A 19,731-nucleotide genomic window follows, 5' to 3' on the forward strand; every position below is an offset into this window, starting at 1 on the left:
GGCTCGATCAAGTCGAACATCGGCCACACCCAGGCCGCCGCCGGTGTCGCCGGCGTGATCAAGATGGTGCTGGCCATGCAGCACGGCGTGCTGCCCCGCACCCTGCACGCGGAGCAGCCGTCGCCCCACGTGGACTGGTCGGAAGGCGCCGTCAGCCTCCTGACGGAGTCGGTCCCGTGGCCGGAGACGGGCCGCCCGCGCCGCGCCGGTGTGTCCTCGTTCGGCATCAGCGGCACCAACGCGCACACGATCATCGAGCAGGCCCCGGAGCCCACGGACGCCGCCGGGGCCGACGCCGACGCCGATGCCCGCGGCGATGGCGCGGCCGGGCAGGTACCGGGCGCGCTCCCGCTGCGGCTCTCGGGCCGTACCGAGCAGGCCCTCACCGCCCAGGCCCGCGCCCTCAGCGCGCACCTGGCCGCCCACCCCGACCTCACGCTCGCGGACCTCGGCTACTCCCTGGCCACCACCCGCGCCGCCTTCGACCACCGCGCGGTGGTCGTGGCGAAGGACCGGGCCACCGCCGACACCGCCCTCGACGCGCTCGCCGCCGGACGGACGGCCCCCGGGCTGACCCGGGGCACCCTCACCAAGGGCGGGCGCACCGCGTTCCTGTTCACCGGCCAGGGCAGCCAGCGGCTCGGCATGGGCCGCGAACTGTACGACACCCACCCGGTGTTCGCGAAGGCCCTGGACGAGGTGTGCGAGCACCTCGACCAGGAACTCGAACTCCCCCTGAAGGACGTGCTGTTCGGGGCGGACGCGGAGCTGCTGAACGAGACGCGGTTCACCCAGCCGGCGCTGTTCGCCGTCGAGGTGGCGCTGTTCCGCCTCCTCGAATCCTGGGGTGTACGGCCGGACTTCCTGGCCGGTCACTCCATCGGCGAGATCGCCGCCGCGCACGTGGCGGGCGCCCTCTCCCTGGACGACGCGTGCACGCTGGTGGCGGCCCGTGGCCGGCTGATGCAGGCCCTGCCGACCGGCGGCGTGATGATCGCCGTGCAGGCCTCGGAGGACGAGGTCCGGCCGCTGCTCACCGACGGGGTCAGCATCGCCGCCGTCAACGGCCCCCAGTCGGTCGTCATCGCCGGTGACGAGGACGCGGCGGTAGCGATCGCCGAGTCCTTCACCGACCGCAAGACCAAACGGCTGACGGTCAGCCACGCCTTCCACTCGCCGCACATGGACGGCATGTTGGAGGACTTCCGTCGCGTGGCGGACGGGCTCACCTACGCGGCTCCGGGCATCCCGGTCGTGTCCTGCCTGACCGGCGCCCTCGTCACGGACGAGATGGGCTCCGCCGACTTCTGGGTCCGGCACGTCCGCGAAGCCGTGCGGTTCCTGGACGGCGTCCGTGCCCTCGAAGCCGCCGGCGTGACGACGTACGTCGAAATCGGTCCCGACGGCACCCTGTCCGCGCTCGGCCAGGACTGCGTCACCGACCCGACCACCGCCGCCTTCACCCCCACCCTGCGCGCCGGCCGCCCCGAGGCGGAAACCCTCGCCACCGCGCTCGCCCAGGCACACGTCCGCGGTGTCGCGGTCGACTGGAACGCCCATTTCTGCGGGACCGGCGCACGGCGCGTCGATCTGCCCACCTACCCCTTCCAGCGGGAGCGCTACTGGCCGGAGACCGGCACCCCGCTGCCCGGTGACGCCACCGGGCTCGGCCTCGCGACCGCCGGACACCCGCTCCTGGGTGCGGCGGTCTCCCTCGCGGACGCCGACGGCTGTGTCCTGACCGGCCGGCTCTCGCTGCGCACCCACCCCTGGCTCGCCGACCACGCAGTCCTCGGCTCCGTCCTGGTCCCGGGTACGGCCTTCGTCGATCTGGCCCTGCACGCCGGAGAACGAGTCGGCGCCCCGGCCCTCGACGAACTGACCCTTCAGGCCCCGCTGGTCCTCTCCGACTCCGGGGACGCCGTTCAGGTCCAGGTCACCGTCGGGGCGCCGGACGACTCCGGCCTCCGCACGGTCGCCGTCTACTCCCGACCGGCCGGGGCCGACGACGAGCCCTGGGCGCAGCACGCCGCCGGTCTGCTGACGGACGAGGTACGCGCCGCCGGCGCCGATCTCGGCACCTGGCCGCCGGTCGACGCGATCACCGTCCCGGTGGACGACGCGTACGAGCTGCTCGACGCCTCCGGACTCGGCTACGGGCCCCTGTTCCGCGGGCTGCGGGCGGCCTGGCGGCGCGACGGCGAACTCTTCGCCGAACTCGCCCTGGCCGGACGCGCGCAGGCGGAGGCCGAGGCCTTCGGCCTGCACCCCGCCCTGCTCGATTCCGCACTGCACACCATGGCCCTGGGCGGCGACCTCCTGGCCGCCCCGGCTGCCGCTGACGCCGACGCCGGTGCCGCCCGGCTGCCGTTCGCATGGAGCGGAGTACGCCTGCACGCGGTCGGTGCCTCGGCGGCGCGGGTCCGCCTCGCCCCGGCCGGCCACGGCGCGGTGTCCCTGGAACTGGCCGACCCCACCGGCCGCCCCCTCGCCTCGGTGGACGCGCTGGCCCTGCGGGCCGTCGCGCCCGAGCGGATCGACGCGGCCACGCGCGGCGGCCGGCCGGAGTCCCTGTTCCAAGTCGACTGGACGGAACTCCCGCTCCCCGAAGACCGGACGGCGACGGCCCCGGCCGACGTCTCCCCGGCCGTGCTGGGCGAGCCGATACCCGGCCTGGACGGCCCCCGGTACGCCGACCTCGCCGAACTGGCGGCCTCGGCCGCGCCCGGCGACGTACCGGACCTGGTCTTCGTCACCACGGACCCGGCTGCCGCCGGCGCCGCGCTGCCGGAGGCGGTGCACGCGCGGACGGCCGAGGGCCTGACCCTGATCCGGGCTTGGCTCGCCGAGGAGCGGTTCGCGTCCTCGCGATTGGTGTTCGTCACGGGTGGCCGTGACCTCGTGGACGCCGCCCTGTGCGGCCTGGTCCGCTCCGCCGCCACCGAGCACCCTGGGCGGTTCGCCCTGGTCAACCTGCACGCGGAGGGAGCTGTACTGCCCGAGCGGGCGGTCGTCGCGCTGGCCTCGGGTGAGCCCGAGGTGGCGGTGCGGGACGGTTCGGTGCTGGTGCCGAGGCTGGCGCGGGCGGCGGTTGCTGCCGATACGGCCGCCGCGGCGTGGGATGCGGTCGGCACGGTGTTGGTGACGGGCGCGAGTGGTTCGCTGGGCGGGCTGTTCGCTCGGCACCTGGTGGTCGAGCACGGCGTTCGTCACCTGCTGCTCGTGAGCCGTCGCGGCGAGGCCGCTGAGGGTGCGGCTGAGCTGGCGGGGGAGCTGGCGGACCTGGGTGCCCAGGTGTCGTGGGCGGCGTGTGATGTGGCCGACCGCGTGGCGCTGGCCGCCGTTCTGGCGGGCATTCCGGCGGAGCACCCGCTGACGGGTGTGGTGCATACGGCCGGTGTGCTGGACGACGGCGTCGTCGGGTCGTTGACGGCTGAGCGGCTGTCGGCGGTGCTGCGTCCGAAGGTGGATGCTGCCTGGAACCTGCATGAGCTGACGGCGGGGCTGGACCTGTCCGCGTTCGTGCTCTTCTCCTCCGCTGCCGGTGTGTTCGGTGGTGCGGGTCAGGCCAACTACGCGGCGGCGAATACCTTCTTGGACGCGCTGGCCGCCCACCGCACGGCGCGGGGCCTGGCGGGTACCTCGCTGGCCTGGGGTCTGTGGGCCGAGGTCGGCGGTATGGGCGGCACGCTGGACGCCGACGAGGTCTCGCGCCTCGGCCGGGGTGGCGTGAATGCCCTGACCGCCGCCGAGGGCGTGGCCCTGTTCGACGCCGCTGCGGCCGCCGAGCAGTCGCTCCTCGTCCCGGTCAGGCTCGACCTGGCCGCCCTGCGGGCCCAGGCGGGCAGCGGGATGCTCCCGCCGCTGCTCTCCGGCCTGGTACGTACGCCCGTACGCCGGGCCGCCCGGGGCTGCACCGCCCCCAGTGACACGCCGGCGGGACGCCTCGCCGGCCTGGCGGACGCCGAACAGGTGGCGTTCGTAGGCGAGTTGGTGCGCACCCAGGTCGCGGCCGTGCTCGGCTACGCCGGGCCCGAAGCGGTCGAAGCGGACCGTTCCTTCCGTGAACTGGGCTTCGACTCGCTCACCGCCGTCGAGCTGCGCAACCTGCTCGGCGCCGCCACCGGCCTGCGCCTGCCCGCCACCCTCGTCTTCGACTACCCGACCGCGACAATCCTCGCCGAACACCTGCGGACCGAGCTGCTCGGTGCCGCGCCCGCGGCGCCGTCGGCGCCGGTCACCGTCGCCTTCCGCGACGACGAACCCATCGCGATCATCGGCCTGGGCTGCCGGTACCCCGGTGACGTGCAGTCGCCCGAGGACCTGTGGCAGCTCGTCCGCGAAGGCCGCGACGTCATCTCCGGGTTCCCGGACGACCGCGGCTGGGACGTCGACGGCCTCTTCGACGCCGACCCCGGCCGGGAGGGCACGAGCTACGCCCGCGAGGGCGGCTTCCTGTCCGACGCCTCCGCCTTCGACCCGGCGTTCTTCGGGATCTCGCCGCGCGAGGCAGTGGCCATGGACCCGCAGCAGCGGCTGCTGCTGGAGACCTCCTGGGAGGTGTTCGAGCGGGCCGGCATCGACCCGCGATCCCTGCGCGGCAGCCGGACCGGCGTCTTCGCCGGCGTCATGTACCACGACTACGCCTCGCGGCTCGCCGCACTGCCCGAAGGCGTCGAGGGCTTCCTCGGCACCGGCAACGCGGCCAGCGTCATCTCCGGCCGACTCTCCTACACGTACGGCCTGGAGGGTCCGGCCGTCACCGTCGACACCGCCTGCTCGTCCTCTCTGGTGGCCCTGCACCTCGCGGTACAGGCGCTGCGCAACGGCGAGTGCGCACTCGCCCTCGCCGGGGGTGTGACCGTGATGGCGACCCCCGCGGCCTTCGTGGAGTTCAGCCGGCAGCGGGGCCTCGCCGCCGACGGTCGCTGCAAGGCCTTCTCCGCCGACGCGGACGGCACCGGCTGGGCCGAGGGCGCCGGTGTCCTGCTGGTGGAGCGGCTCTCGGACGCCCGCCGCAACGGGCACCCGGTGCTGGCCGTGGTCCGCGGTACGGCGATCAACCAGGACGGCGCCTCCAACGGCCTGACCGCCCCCAACGGCCCCTCCCAGCAACGCGTGATCCGCCAGGCCCTTGCCAACGCCGGCCTGACCGCCGCCGAGGTGGACGCCGTCGAGGCGCACGGCACGGGCACCACCCTCGGTGACCCCATCGAGGCCCAGGCGCTGCTGGCGACGTATGGACAGGACCGACCGGCCGACCGGCCGCTGCTGCTCGGCTCGATCAAGTCCAACATGGGCCACACGCAGGCCGCCGCCGGTGTGGCCGGCGTGATCAAGATGGTCATGGCGATGCGCCACGGGGTGCTGCCCCGGACCCTGCACGTGGACGAGCCCAGCCCGCACGTCGACTGGGCGGCCGGAGCGGTGACGCTCCTGGATGCGGCCACGGACTGGCCGGAGACCGGCCGCCCGCGCCGGGCCGCGATCTCCTCGTTCGGCTTCAGCGGCACCAACGCGCACGCCATCGTCGAGCAGGCCCCCGACGCGGCCGAGGCGGAGGCGCGCCCCGAGCCCGCCCACGTACCCGGCCGCGGGCCGTGGCTCCTCTCGGCGAAGGACCCGCAGGCGCTGCGGGACCAGGCAGCACGCCTGGCGGTGCACCTGTTCGAGCACCCCGAGGTGTCCCTGACTGACGTCGGGTACGGCCTGGCCACGAGCAGGACCGCACTCGACCGGCGGGCCGCCGTGATCGCCGAGGACCGCGAAGGGTTCCTGGCCGGCCTCGCCGCGCTCGCCGAAGGAAGCCGGCCGGCCGGCCTGCTGCACGGCTCGCCGACGGCCGGAAAGCTCGCCTTCCTGTTCACCGGGCAGGGCAGCCAGCGCCTCGGCATGGGCCGTGAACTGTACGAGACCCAGCCGGTGTTCGCCGCCGCGCTGGACGCCGTCGTGGAGCGGCTTGACCTCGAACTTCCCCTGAAGGATGTGCTGTTCGGTTCGAACGCCACCGTGCTCGACCGGACGGAGTACGCCCAGCCGGCGCTGTTCGCGGTCGAGGTGGCGCTGTTCCGGCTCCTCGAATCGTGGGGTGTGAGGCCGGACTTCGTCGCCGGTCACTCCATCGGTGAGATTGCCGCCGCGCATGTGGCGGGTGTGTTCTCGCTGGAGGACGCGTGCGCCTTGGTCTCGGCGCGTGGTCGGCTGATGCAGGCGCTGCCGGCCGGTGGTGTGATGATTGCCGTCCAGGCTTCGGAGGACGAGGTTCGGCCGCTGCTGACCGACCGCGTGAGTATCGCGGCGGTCAACGGCCCGCAGGCCGTGGTCGTGGCCGGTGACGAGGACGCGGCGGTCGCGATCGCGGCCGAGTTCGAGGCGCAGGGCCGCAAGACCAAGCGCCTTACGGTCAGTCATGCCTTCCACTCCCCGCACATGGACGGCATGCTGGACGCCTTTCGCGAGGTCGCGCAGGGGCTGACTTACCAGGCTCCGCGTGTTCCGGTCGTGTCGAACCTGACCGGCGCCCTGGTCACGGACGAGATGGGCTCGGCCGAGTTCTGGGTCCGGCACGTCCGTGAGGCCGTCCGCTTCCTCGACGGCATACGTGCCCTGGAGGACGCCGGCGCCACCACGTACCTCGAACTCGGGCCCGACGGCGTGCTCTCCGCGCTCGCCCAGGACTGCCTCACCCGAGACGAGCGCGATGAGCACGACGCTGTGGCCTTCGCCCCCGTCCTGCGCGCCGACCGCCCCGAGGAGTTGACCCTCGCCGCAGCCCTCGCCCAGGCGCACCTGCGCGGCATCGCCCTCGACTGGGAGGCGTACTACGCGCGCACCGGCGCGCGCCGGGTCGACCTGCCCACCTACGCCTTCCAGCGGCAGCGGTACTGGCTGGAGGCGCCCGCGCACGCCCTCGCGGGCGACGTGGCCTCCGCCGGACTCGGCGCCACCGCGCACCCGCTGCTCGGGGCGGCCGTCGACCTGCCCGACTCGGACGGGTTCCTGTTCGCCGGGCGGCTCTCGCTGCGCACCCACCCCTGGCTGGCCGACCACCGCGTCGCCGGTACGGTGCTGGTGCCGGGCGCCGCGCTGGTGGAACTGGCCGTCCGCGCGGGCGACCACACCGGCTGCGGCCGGCTGGACGAACTGACCCTGGAAGTGCCGCTGGTGCTGCCCGAGACCGGCGGGACACAGCTGCGGCTCGCCGTGGCAGAACCGGACGCGCACGGCCGCCGGGCCGTGCAGGTCTACTCGCGTCCCGAGCAGGCCGCCCCCGACGAGCCGTGGACCCGGCACGCCGACGGCGTCCTCGCCCCCGACAGCCAGGACACCGACCCCCAGGCCCTGAGGGAGTGGCCGCCGGCCGGCGCCGTCGAGTGCCCGGTGGACGACCTCTACCCCGGCTTCGACGCCATCGGCCTCGGCTACGGTCCCGCCTTCCGCAACCTGCGCCAGGCCCACCGGCTCGGCGACGAGGTGTTCGCCGAGGTCGCCCTCGACGAGGACCGCCTCGCGGAAGCCGCCCGCTACGGACTCCACCCCGCGCTGCTCGACGCCGCGCTGCACGCCGTCGGGCTCGGGGAGTTCTTCCCTGAGGGCCCGGAAGGCGCGCGGCTGCCGTTCTCCTGGGACGGCGTACGGCTGCACGCCGCCGGCGCCGCCGCGCTGCGCGTACGGATGGCACCGGCCGGCCGTGACGCGGTGGCGCTGAGCCTGTGGGACGCGACCGGGCAGCCCGTTCTGACCGTGGACTCGCTCGTCCTGCGGCCCTTCGCCCCCGGCGCCCTCGCGGCCGCCGCGGGCACCGGTGCCGGACCCGTCCGCGAGTCGCTCTTCCGGATCGACTGGACCGACCTGGCACTGCCCGACACCCCGCCAGGGTTCGCCGCAGGCTGGGCGTTGCTGGGCGCGGACCCGCTCAAGGTGGGCGCCGGCCTGGAACGTACCGGGGCACTCGACGACCCGGCCGAGGCGACCCATCCGGACCTGAGCGCCCTGGCCGAGGCCTTCGACATGGCCGAGGCCCTGGGCGAGCCGGCCCCACGGACGGTCCTCGTCTCCCTGGCCCCCGACCTCGCCACGCCGGGCGCCGGCCGTGCCGCGGCGCACCCGGCCGAGGCCGCGCACGCCGTGACCGGCCACGCCCTGACCCTGGTCCAGGGGTGGCTGGCGGACGAGCGGTTCGCCGCGTCCCGGCTGGCGTTCGTCACCCGCTGCGCCGTCGCCACGCACCCCGGCGAGGACGTGACGGACCTCGCGCACGCGGCGGTATGGGGTCTGGTGCGCTCCGCCCAGGCCGAGCACCCGGACCGGTTCGTGCTGGTCGACCTCGACGCCGAGGACGCCTCCCACAACCCCCTGCCCGCCGCCCTCGGCACCGACGAGACCCAACTCGCCCTGCGCGAAGGCATCGTACGAGCCCCCCGCCTGGCCCGCGCCACCCTCACCGCGCCCTCCGACGACACCCCCGCCGGTCAGGGCCCGGACCCCGAGGGCACGGTCCTGATCACCGGAGCCACCGGCACCCTGGGCGGCCTGCTCGCCCGGCACCTCGTCGCCGAGCACGGCGTACGGCACCTGCTGCTCACCAGCAGGCGCGGCGCCGCGGCGGCCGGCGCCGGCGAACTCACCGACGCGCTCACCTCGGCGGGCGCCCAGGTCACCTGGGCGGCCTGCGACGCGGCCGACCGGGAGGCGCTGGCCGCCCTGCTGGACTCCGTACCCGCCGAGCATCCGCTGACCGCCGTCGTGCACACCGCCGGTCTGCTCGACGACGGCACCGTCACCGCGCTCACCCCCGACCGGGTCGCCAACGTGCTGCGGCCCAAGGCCGACGCGGCATGGAACCTGCACGAACTCACCCGGGATCTCGACCTGGCGGCGTTCGTCCTGTTCTCCTCAGCGGCGGGCGTGTTCGGCAACGCCGGACAGGCCAACTACGCGGCGGGCAACACCTTCCTCGACGCGCTCGCCCAACACCGCCGGGCGCAGGGCCTGGCGGGCCTCTCCCTCGCCTGGGGCCTGTGGGACGACGAGGCCGGCATGGCCGCGACCCTCGACGAGCAGGACCGCCGGCGCCTCGGCCGCGCCAGCATGAACGCGCTGTCGGCCGCCGACGGCCTGACCCTCTTCGACGCCGCCCTGCGGGCACCGACCGAGAGCCTGCTCGTGCCCACCCGGCTCGACCTGGCCGCCCTCCAGGCCCAGGTGGACGACCACGTGGCACCCCTGCTGCGCGGCCTGCTCCGTACGCCCGTACGCCGCAAGGCGAGCGGCGCGACCGCCGACACCCCGGTCTCGACGGCGGAACGGCTGGCCCAACTCCCGCCCGCCGAACGGGACCGGGTACTGCTCGACCTGGTCTGCACCCATGTCGCCCAGGTACTGGGCCACAGCGGCGCGGCCGCCATCGAACCCGGCAGCGCGTTCAAGGAACTCGGCTTCGACTCGCTGACGGCGGTCGAGCTGCGCAACCGCCTCGGCGCGGCCACCGGGCTCCGACTCCCGGCCACGCTCATCTTCGACCACCCGACCCCCGAGCAATTGAGCCACTACCTGCGCTCCGCGCTCGCCCTCGACGACACCGGACCCACCGTGTTCGGTGAACTCGACCGACTGGAAACCGCGTTGGGCGCCACGGCGGCCACGGACGCGGACAGCGTCACCCGCTCGCGGATCACCATGCGCCTCCAGGCCCTCATGGCCAAGTGGAGCGCCGGCCAGGACACCGGCCGGACCGCGACCGCCACCGCGACCGACGAGCACTACGACGACGACCTTGACGTGGCTACCGACGAAGAGCTCTTCGACCTGCTCGACGACGAACTCGGCGCTTCCTGAGCGTCGCCGAGCGCCTTTGAGCCCGCCGGGCGGGGCCTTCCCCCTGCCCCGCCCGGCGACCCCCTTTTCTGCCGCACGAACAGACCCGTACGACCGCCTCTCTGGCATGGAGCCGACGCACATGGTGAACGAGGACAAGCTTCGCGACTACCTCAAGCGGGCGACCGCCGATCTGCGCCAGGCCCGAAGGCGGCTGCGCGAGGTCGAGGAGCAGAACCAGGAGCCGATCGCGATCGTCGCGATGAGCTGCCGCTACCCCGGCGGTGTCCGCACCCCCGAGGACCTGTGGCGGCTCGTCGCCGACGGCCACGACGCGATCTCCGGATTCCCGGTCGACCGCGGCTGGGACGTCGAGACCCTCTACGACGCCGACCCCGACAGCGCCGGCTCCAGCTACGTCAGCGAGGGCGGCTTCCTCTACGACGCCGCCCGCTTCGACCCCGCCCCCTTCGGGATCTCCCCGCGCGAGGCCATGGCGATGGACCCGCAGCAGCGGCTGCTGCTGGAGACCTCCTGGGAGTCGTTCGAGCGGGCCGGCATCGACCCGACTTCCCTGCGTGGCAGCCGAACCGCCGTCTTCGCCGGCGTGATGTACCACGACTACACCGCCCGTCTCGACTCCGTCCCCGAGGGCGTCGAGGGCTTCCTCGGCACCGGCAGCTCCGGAAGCATCGCCTCCGGCCGCGTGGCCTACACGTTCGGCCTGGAGGGCCCGGCCGTCACCGTCGACACCGCCTGCTCCTCCTCCCTGGTCACTCTGCACCTGGCGGTGCAGGCCCTGCGGGCGGGGGAGTGCTCCATGGCCCTCGCCGGCGGTGTGACCGTGATGGCGACCCCGGCCACCTTCACCGAGTTCAGCCGGCAGCGCGGCCTGGCCCCCGACGGCCGCTGCAAGCCCTTCGCCGCCGCCGCCGACGGCACCGGCTGGGGCGAGGGCGTCGGCATGCTCCTCGTGGAGCGGCTGTCCGACGCACAGCGCAACGGCCATCCGGTGCTCGCCGTGATCCGCGGCAGCGCGATCAACCAGGACGGTGCCTCCAACGGCCTCACCGCCCCCAACGGCCCCTCGCAGCAGCGGGTCATCCACCAGGCCCTCACCAACGCCCGCCTGGCCGCCGCCGACGTGGACGTGGTCGAGGCGCACGGCACCGGCACCACCCTCGGCGACCCGATCGAGGCCCAGGCCCTGCTCGCCACCTACGGCCAGGACCGTCCGGCCGACCGGCCGCTGCTGCTCGGCTCGATCAAGTCCAACATCGGCCACACCCAGGCCGCCGCCGGCGTCGCGAGCATCATCAAGATGGTGCAGGCGATGCGGCACGGCCTCGTACCGAAGACCCTCCACCTCGACGAGCCCACCCCGCACGTCGACTGGGAGGCGGGCGCCGTCTCCCTCATCGGCGAGACCGTCGCCTGGCCGGGGACGACGCATCCGCGTCGCGCGGGTGTGTCGTCTTTCGGGTTCAGTGGGACGAACGCCCATGTGATCGTGGAGCAGGCGCCGGAGGCTGAGGCTGAGGTTGAGGCCGCCGAGGACGCGGAGGCTGATGGGCGTTCGGGCATGCCGGTGGTGCCGTGGGTGCTGTCCGGCAAGAGCGCCGCGGCGCTGCGGGCGCAGGCCGAGCGGCTTGGCGGTTGGCTGGCTGGCGTGCCGGATGTGGATCCGGTGGATGTGGGGTGGTCGCTGGCGTCGACGCGTGCGGGGCTGGAGCATCGGGCGGTGGTGCTGGGTGATCACGCCGCGGGTGTGGGCGCGGTGGCTTCGGGTGGTCTGGCCGCGGGTGTGGTGACGGGGTCGGTGGTCGGCGGTAAGACGGCGTTCGTGTTCCCGGGGCAGGGTTCGCAGTGGGTGGGTATGGCCGCCGGCCTGCTGGAGTCGTCGCCTGCGTTCGCCGCGCGGGTGGATGAGTGTGCGAAGGCGCTGGAGCCCTTTACCGACTGGTCGTTGGTGGATGTGCTGCGTGGTGTTGAGGGTGCGCCGTCGTTGGAGCGGGTGGATGTGGTCCAGCCGGCTTTGTTCTCGGTGATGGTGTCGCTGGCGGAGGTGTGGCGGGCGGCGGGTGTGCGTCCGGGTGCGGTGATCGGTCACTCGCAGGGTGAGATCGCGGCCGCGTGTGTGGCGGGGATTCTGTCGCTGGAGGACGCGGCCCGGGTGGTGGCGTTGCGGAGCCAGGCCATCGGCCGGGTGCTGGCCGGGCTGGGTGGCATGGTGTCGGTGCCGTTGCCGGCTGCTGAGGTTCGGGTGCGGATCGCGCCGTGGGGTGAGGAGCGGATCTCCGTCGCGGCGGCCAACGGCCCGTCCTCCGTGGTCGTTTCCGGTGAGGTTCAGGCGCTGGATGAGTTCCTGGCCGCCTGTGAGGCGGACGGGGTGCGGGCCAAGCGGATCGCGGTGGACTACGCCTCGCACTCCGCGCAGGTCGACCTCCTGCGTGAGGAGTTGGCTGAGTTGCTGGCGCCGATCACTCCGCGGGCGGCCGGGGTGCCGTTCTTGTCCACCGTGACCGGTGAGTGGGTCAAGGGGCCTGAGCTGGATGCGGGTTACTGGTTCCGTAATCTGCGGCAGACGGTGGAGCTGGAGGAGGCGACCCGGACGCTGTTGGAGCAGGGCTTCGGTGTGTTCGTGGAGTCCAGCCCGCACCCGGTGCTGACCGTCGGTATGCAGGAGACCATCGAGGACGCCGGCCGTGAGGCCGCCGTCCTGGGGTCCCTGCGCCGCAACGAAGGCGGGCTGGAGCGTTTCTGGCTCTCCCTCGGTGAGGCATACGTCCATGGCGTGACCGTGGACTGGGACGCGGTGTTCGCGGGCACCGGTGCCCGCCGTGTGGACCTGCCCACCTACGCCTTCCAGCAGGAGCACTTCTGGCTGGAGAGCGGCACCGCCCCGGAGTCGGAAGCCGCCGGCTACCCGGCCGACACGGCCGACGCCCGGTTCTGGGAAGCCGTTGAGGCCAACGATGTGGCCGCTCTCACCACCGAGTTGGACATCGACGCGGACGACGCGCTGACGGCGCTGCTGCCCGCTCTGTCCTCCTGGCGGCGGCAGAGCCAGGAACGGTCCACCGTCGACGGCTGGCGCTACCGGATCACCTGGAAGCCGGCCGCCGAGCCCGCCACCGGCTCCCGTCTCTCCGGCACCTGGCTGGTCGCGGTCCCCGAGGCCGAGACCGAGGCGGTGGACCCGGTCCTGCGCGCCCTCGCCGAACATGGCGCCGACGTACGGCCGATCGCCGTCCCCCGCACCCAGGACGCCCGCGCCGAGCTGGCCGAGCGGATCCGTGCAGCGCTCGCCGACGGCCCCGCCGTCGCGGGTGTGCTGTCGCTCCTGACCTCCGCCGGGACCGACGCGGCCCCGGGTGTGATCGCCACCCTCTCCCTCGTCCAGTCGCTCGGCGACGCCGACGTGTCCGCGCCCCTGTGGTGCGTCACCCGGGACGCGGTCTCCGTGACCCGTTCCGAGCGGCAGACCGATCCGGCGCAGGCCCCGATCTGGGGTCTCGGCCGGGTGACCGCGCTGGAGCACGGCGAGCGCTGGGGCGGCCTGATCGACCTGCCCGCGCAGGCCGACGACCGGAGCCTGGACCGGCTGGTGGGTGTCCTGGCCGGGGACGCCGCCGAGGACCAGGTCGCCGTCCGGCCTTCCGGGCTGTTCGTACGTCGGCTCGTCCGGGCCCGTCTGGCCGAGACCCCGGTCGTGCGTGACTGGCGGCCGAGCGGTACGACGCTGGTCACCGGCGGTACGGGCGCGCTCGGCGCCCACGTGGCCCGCTGGCTCGCCTCGAACGGTGCCGAGCACCTGATCCTGACCAGCCGACGCGGCCCCGACGCTCCCGGCGCCGCCGAGCTCCGCGCGGAACTCGCCGCGCTCGGCGCCCAGGTGACGATCGCCGCCTGCGATGTCGGCGACCGCGACGCCCTCGCCGCACTCCTCGCCGCTGTCCCCGCCGAGCAGCCGCTGACCGCCGTCGTGCACACGGCGGCCGTCCTCGACGACGGGGTCATCGAGGCGCTCACGCCTGAGCAGGTCGAGCGGGTCTTCCGGGTCAAGGTCGACGCGACGCGGCACCTGCACGAGCTGACTCGCGAGCTCGACCTGTCCGCGTTCGTCCTCTTCTCCTCGTTCGCCGCCACATTCGGCGCCCCCGGCCAGGGCAACTACGCTCCCGGCAACGCCTTCCTCGACGCCTTCGCCGAGTACCGGCGGGCCGCCGGGCTGCCCGCCACCTCGCTCGCCTGGGGCCCCTGGGGCGACGGCGGCATGGCCGAAGGCGCCGTCGGTGACCGGATGCGCCGCCACGGCGTCATCGAGATGGCCCCCGAACGGGCCGTCAGCGCCCTCCAGCACGCTCTGGACCGGGACGAGACCACCCTGACCGTCGCGGACATGGAGTGGAAGCGCTTCGTCCTTGCCTTCACCTCCGGCCGCGCCCGACCGCTGCTGCACGACCTGCCCGAGGCGCGCCAGGTCGTGGAGGCCGCCCGGACCGACGCGGCCGAGGACAGCGGCAACGCCGCCGTGCTCGCCCGACAGCTCGCCGGGCAGCCCGAGGCCGAGCAGGAACGCCTGCTGCTGGAGCTGGTCCGTACCGCCGTCGCCAGCGTCCTCGGCTACACCGGACCGGACGCCGTCGAGGCCGGGCGGGCGTTCAAGGAGCTGGGCTTCGACTCCCTCACCTCCGTCGAGCTGCGCAACCGCCTGAACGCCGCCGTCGGGCTCAAGCTGCCGCCCACCCTCGTCTTCGACTACCCCACGCCCACCGTCCTCTCCCGACACCTGCGGGCCGAGCTCGCCGGCCAGGGCGCGACGGCCGCCACGACCGTGCCGACGGCCGCCGCTGCCGGCTCCGATGCCGAGCCCATCGCCGTCGTCGCGATGAGCTGCCGCTTCCCCGGCGGCGTCCGCAGCCCCGAGGAACTGTGGCAGCTGCTCGCCTCTGGCGGGGACGCCCTCTCGCAGTTCCCCGCCGACCGCGGCTGGGACGTCGAGGCGCTGTACGACCCCGACCCCAACGCGCAGGGCACCTCGTACACCCGTGAGGGCGGCTTCCTCACCGACGCGGCCTCCTTCGACCCGGCGTTCTTCGGGATCTCCCCGCGCGAGGCGCTCGCCATGGACCCGCAGCAGCGCCTGCTGCTGGAGACCTCCTGGGAGGCGTTCGAGCGGGCCGGCATCGACCCGGAGACCCTGCGCGGCAGCCAGTCCGGCGTGTTCGTCGGCACCAACGGCTCCGACTACTCCCACCTCGTGCACGACGCCGCCGCCGAGGGCCTGGAAGGACACCTGGCCACCGGCAGCGCGGGCAGCGTCGTCTCCGGCCGGCTCTCCTACACCTTCGGCCTCGAAGGCCCCGCCGTCACCGTCGACACCGCCTGCTCCGCCTCCCTCGTCGCCCTGCACCTCGCGGTGCAGGCGCTGCGGACGGGGGAGTGCTCCATGGCCCTCGCCGGCGGTGTGACGGTCATGTCCACGCCTGGCACGTTCATCGAGTTCAGCCGGCAGCGCGGACTGTCCTCCGACGGCCGTTGCAAGGCCTTCTCCTCCGACGCCGACGGCTTCAGCCCGGCCGAGGGCGTCGGCATGCTGCTCGTCGAGCGCCTGTCGGACGCGAGGCGCAACGGCCACCCGGTGCTGGCCGTCATCCGCGGTACGGCGATCAACCAGGACGGTGCCTCCAACGGCCTCACCGCGCCCAACGGTCCGTCCCAGCAGCGGGTCATCCGCCAGGCCCTGGCCAACGCCCGCCTGAGCCCGGCCGAGGTGGACGTCGTGGAAGCCCACGGCACCGGCACCACCCTCGGCGACCCCATCGAGGCCCAGGCCCTGCTCGCCACCTATGGCCAGGACCGGCCCGAGGGAAGGCCACTGCTGCTCGGCTCCATCAAGTCCAACATCGGCCACGCCCAAGCCGCGGCCGGCGTCGCCGGCGTGATGAAGATCGTGCTGTCCATGCAGCACGGCGTACTGCCGCAGAGCCTCCACATCGCCGAGCCCACCCCGCACGTGGACTGGAGCGCGGGCGAGGTGGCCCTGCTCACCGAGCAGCGCGCCTGGCCCGAGACCGGCGACCGCCCCCGGCGTGCGGGTGTTTCGTCGTTCGGATTCAGCGGAACGAACGCCCATGCCATCATCGAGCAGGCCCCGGCCGCGGGGTCCGCCGGAGCCGACGAGCAGGGGACCCCTGTGTTGCCGGCCCCCCACCCCCTACTGACCGCGACCACCCCGGACGACACCGGCTCCGACCACCCGACCCCGCTGCCCTGGCCGCTCACGGCCAAGACCGAGAAGGCGCTGTACGCGCAGGCGGATCGCCTGCTGAACCACCTCGCCACCCGCTCTGACCTGCGAAGCGGCGATATCGGCCACTCCCTGGCCACCACCCGCACGGCCCACGACCGCCGCGCGGTACTGATCGGCCGGAACCGGGAGGAACACCTCGCGGGCCTGGCCACCCTGGCCGCCGGCGGCACCGCACCCCTGCTGGTCCAGGGGTCGGTCATCAGGGGTAAGACCGCCTTCGTGTTCCCGGGACAGGGGTCGCAATGGGTGGGCATGGCGGACGCGCTGTTGGACGCTTCACCCGTGTTTGCAGCCCGAGTGGATGAGTGTGCGAAGGCGCTGGAGCCTTTCACCGACTGGTCGTTGGTGGATGTGCTGCGTGGTGTTGAGGGTGCGCCGTCGTTGGAGCGGGTGGATGTGGTCCAGCCGGCTTTGTTCTCGGTGATGGTCTCGCTGGCGGAGGTGTGGCGGGCGGCGGGTGTGCGTCCGGGTGCGGTGATCGGTCACTCGCAGGGTGAGATCGCGGCCGCGTGTGTGGCGGGGATTCTGTCGCTGGAGGACGCGGCCCGGGTGGTGGCGTTGCGGAGTCAGGCCATCGGCCGGGTGCTGGCCGGGCTGGGTGGCATGGTGTCGGTGCCGTTGCCGGCTGCTGAGGTTCGGGTGCGGATCGCGCCGTGGGGTGAGGAGCGGATCTCCGTCGCGGCGGCCAACGGGCCTTCCTCCGTGGTCGTTTCCGGTGAGGTCCAGGCGCTGGATGAGTTCCTGGCCGCCTGTGAGACCGATGGCGTGCGGGCCAAGCGGATCGCGGTGGACTACGCCTCGCACTCCGCGCAGGTCGACCTCCTGCGCGAGGAGCTGGCTGAGTTGCTGGCGCCGATCGCCCCGCGGGCGGCCGAGGTGCCGTTCTTGTCCACCGTGACCGGTGAGTGGGTCAAGGGGCCTGAGCTGGATGCGGGTTACTGGTTCCGTAATCTGCGGCAGACGGTGGAGCTGGAGGAGGCGACCTGGACGCTGTTGGAGCGGGGCTTCGGTGTGTTCGTGGAGTCCAGTCCGCACCCGGTGCTGACCGTCGGTATGCAGGAGACCGTCGAGGACGTCGGCCGTGAGGCCGCCGTCCTGGGGTCCTTGCGCCGCAACGAAGGCGGGCTGGAGCGTTTCTGGCTCTCCCTCGGTGAGGCATACGTCCATGGCGTGACCGTGGACTGGGACGCGGTGTTCGCGGGCACCGGTGCCCGCCGTGTGGACCTGCCCACCTACGCCTTCCAGTCCCAGCGGTTGTGGCCGGAGGCGGCCCCGGTCGAGCCGGAGGCTCTCCCCGCCGAAAGCGCGCTCGACGCCCGCTTCTGGGACGCCGTCGAACGCGAGGACCTCGCCGCGATCAGCGCCGAGTTGCGGATCGACGACGACCAGCCGCTGACCGCCCTGCTCCCCGCGCTGTCCTCCTGGCGGCGCGAGAGCCGCGAGCAGTCCACCGTGGATGGCTGGCGCTACCGCGTCACCTGGAAGCCGCTGACCGAAGCCGGCACCGCCCGACTGTCGGGGACCTGGCTGGTAGTTGTCCCCGAGGGCCCGGCCGGTCCGGCCGGTGACACGGCCGCCGCCGTGCTCCGTACGCTGGCCGACCGCGGAGCGGAGGTCCGCACGGTGACCGTGCCGGCCGACGCCGCCGACCGGGACGCGCTCACCACCACCCTGAAGGCCACCACCGGCGACGGCACCGACTTCGCCGGTGTGCTCTCCCTCCTCGCCCTCGGCGACAGCTGCACCGAAGGCCCCGGGCGGCTGCGCGAGTACCCCGGACTGCTGTCGACCGCCGCGCTGGTCCAGGCCCTCGGCGACGCCGACGTGGCCGCGCCCCTGTGGTGCGTCACCCGCGGTGCCGTCTCCGTGGCCCCGTCCGAGCGGCTCCAGGATCCCGCGCAGGCACTCCTGTGGGGCTTCGGCCGTACCGCCGCGCTGGAGTTCCCCGACCGCTGGGGCGGTCTCCTCGACCTGCCCACGCAGGCCGACGAGCGGACCCTGGACCGGCTCGTCGGGGTGCTGGCCGGGAACGTAGCCGAGGACCAGGTGGCGCTCCGCGCCTCCGGGCTCTACGGGCGCCGGCTCTCCCACGCCTCCCTCGCGGACGCGCCGATCGTGCCCGCCTGGAAACCGCGCGGCACCACCCTGGTCACCGGCGGCACGGGCGCCCTCGGCGCCCACGTGGCCCGCTGGCTCGCCGAGAACGGCGCCGAGCACCTGATCCTGACCAGCCGGCGCGGCCCCGACGCGCCCGGCGCGGCCGAACTCCGCGAGGAACTCACCGCGCTCGGCGCCGAAGTCACCCTCGCGGCCTGCGACATGGCCGACCGCGACGCCGTCTCCGCGCTCCTCGCGACCGTCCCGGCCGACCGGCCGCTGACCGCCGTCGTGCACACCGCCGGTGTTCTCGACGACCGGGTCATCGACGGGCTCACCCCCGAGCGGTTCGCGACCGTACTCGCCCCCAAGGCGGACGCGGCGCTGACCCTCCACGAGCTGACCCGCGACCTCGACCTGTCGGCGTTCGTCCTGTTCTCCGGAGTCGCCGGCACCCTCGGTGACGCCGGCCAGGGCAACTACGCGGCCGCCAACTCCTACCTCGACGCCCTCGCCGAGCAGCGGCACGCCGACGGCCTGCCCGCGACCTCGGTGGCCTGGGGCCGCTGGGGCGACAGCGGACTCGCCGCCGGCGGTGCCATCGGGGAACGCCTCGACCGCGGCGGGGTGCCCGCCATGGCGCCGCGCGCCGCGATCCGCGCACTCCAGCAGGTCCTCGACCACGCCGAACCCGCGGTGGCCGTCGCCGACATCCAGTGGGACCGGTTCACGCCGGGCTACACCGCCGTACGGCCCAGCCCTTTCCTCGGCGATCTGCCCGAGGTGCGCCGGCTCGCGCAGCCGGCCCCGGCCGCCGGTGAGGCGGCCGGGGGCGGGGCCCCGGGGGAGGCGCTGCGCCGCCGACTCGCGGCGATGCCGCAGGCCGAACAGGCCCTGACCGTACTGGAGTTGGTGCGTACGCAGGCGGCGACCGCACTCGGGCACGCCGGTACCGACGAGGTGGGCGCGAGCCGCGCGTTCAAGGAGCTCGGCTTCGACTCCCTGATCGCGCTGGAACTGCGCAACCGGCTGAACGCCGCCACCGGACTGAAGCTCCCGGCGACGCTGGTCTTCGACCACCCGACCCCGGCGATCCTCGCCGAGTTCCTGCGGGCCGAGATCGTTGAGGACGGAAGCACCGCGGCGGCGCCCGGCCTCGCGGAACTCGAAAAGCTCGAATCCGCGCTCTCCGTCCTCGACCCGGACGGCGCGACGCGCGCCGACATCGCCTCGCGCCTGCAGGCACTCCTGGCGAAGTGGGGTGAACCGCAAGCCCCTTCGAGCGGCGAGGCCGTGGCCGAGAAGCTCCAGGAAGCCACGACCGACGAGCTCTTCGACTTCATCGAGAACGAGCTCGGTATCTAGCACAGCGGACAGCAGGCAGTAACAGCACAAGGGTTTGTGACGAGCATGGGTGAGGTTCCAATGGCGGAGCAGGCGGCGGATCAGGACAAGATCATCGGCTACCTGAAGCGGGTGACGGCCGATCTGCACCAGACGCG

Annotated in this window: 2 protein-coding genes and 1 pseudogene; all 3 read left to right on the forward strand. The window is 73.8% G+C overall.

Annotated elements, in window-relative coordinates; translation table 11 throughout:
- Positions 1-9,837, forward strand: a 9,837-nt coding sequence (locus AC0699_RS31930; RefSeq protein WP_478667408.1) for a type I polyketide synthase, incomplete at its 5' end; no start/stop codon positions are given.
- Positions 9,838-9,958: 121 nt separating this feature from the next.
- Positions 9,959-19,594 (forward strand): type I polyketide synthase, encoded by a 9,636-nt coding sequence (locus tag AC0699_RS31935; RefSeq protein ID WP_478667410.1) that lies wholly within the window; start codon positions 9,959-9,961, stop codon positions 19,592-19,594.
- 60 nt (positions 19,595-19,654) lie between these two features.
- Positions 19,655-19,717, forward strand: a pseudogene (locus AC0699_RS31940) (polyketide synthase docking domain-containing protein); the annotation flags it as partial.
- Positions 19,718-19,731 lie beyond the last annotated feature (14 nt).

The organism is Streptomyces sp. NPDC043870, from assembly GCF_056435785.1.

What these genes read in the sequence shown, in the direction of transcription:
- AC0699_RS31935 (WP_478667410.1), top strand. Translation starts at nt 9,959, where the DNA reads ATGGTGAACGAGGACAAGCTTCGCGACTACCTCAAGCGGGCGACCGCC.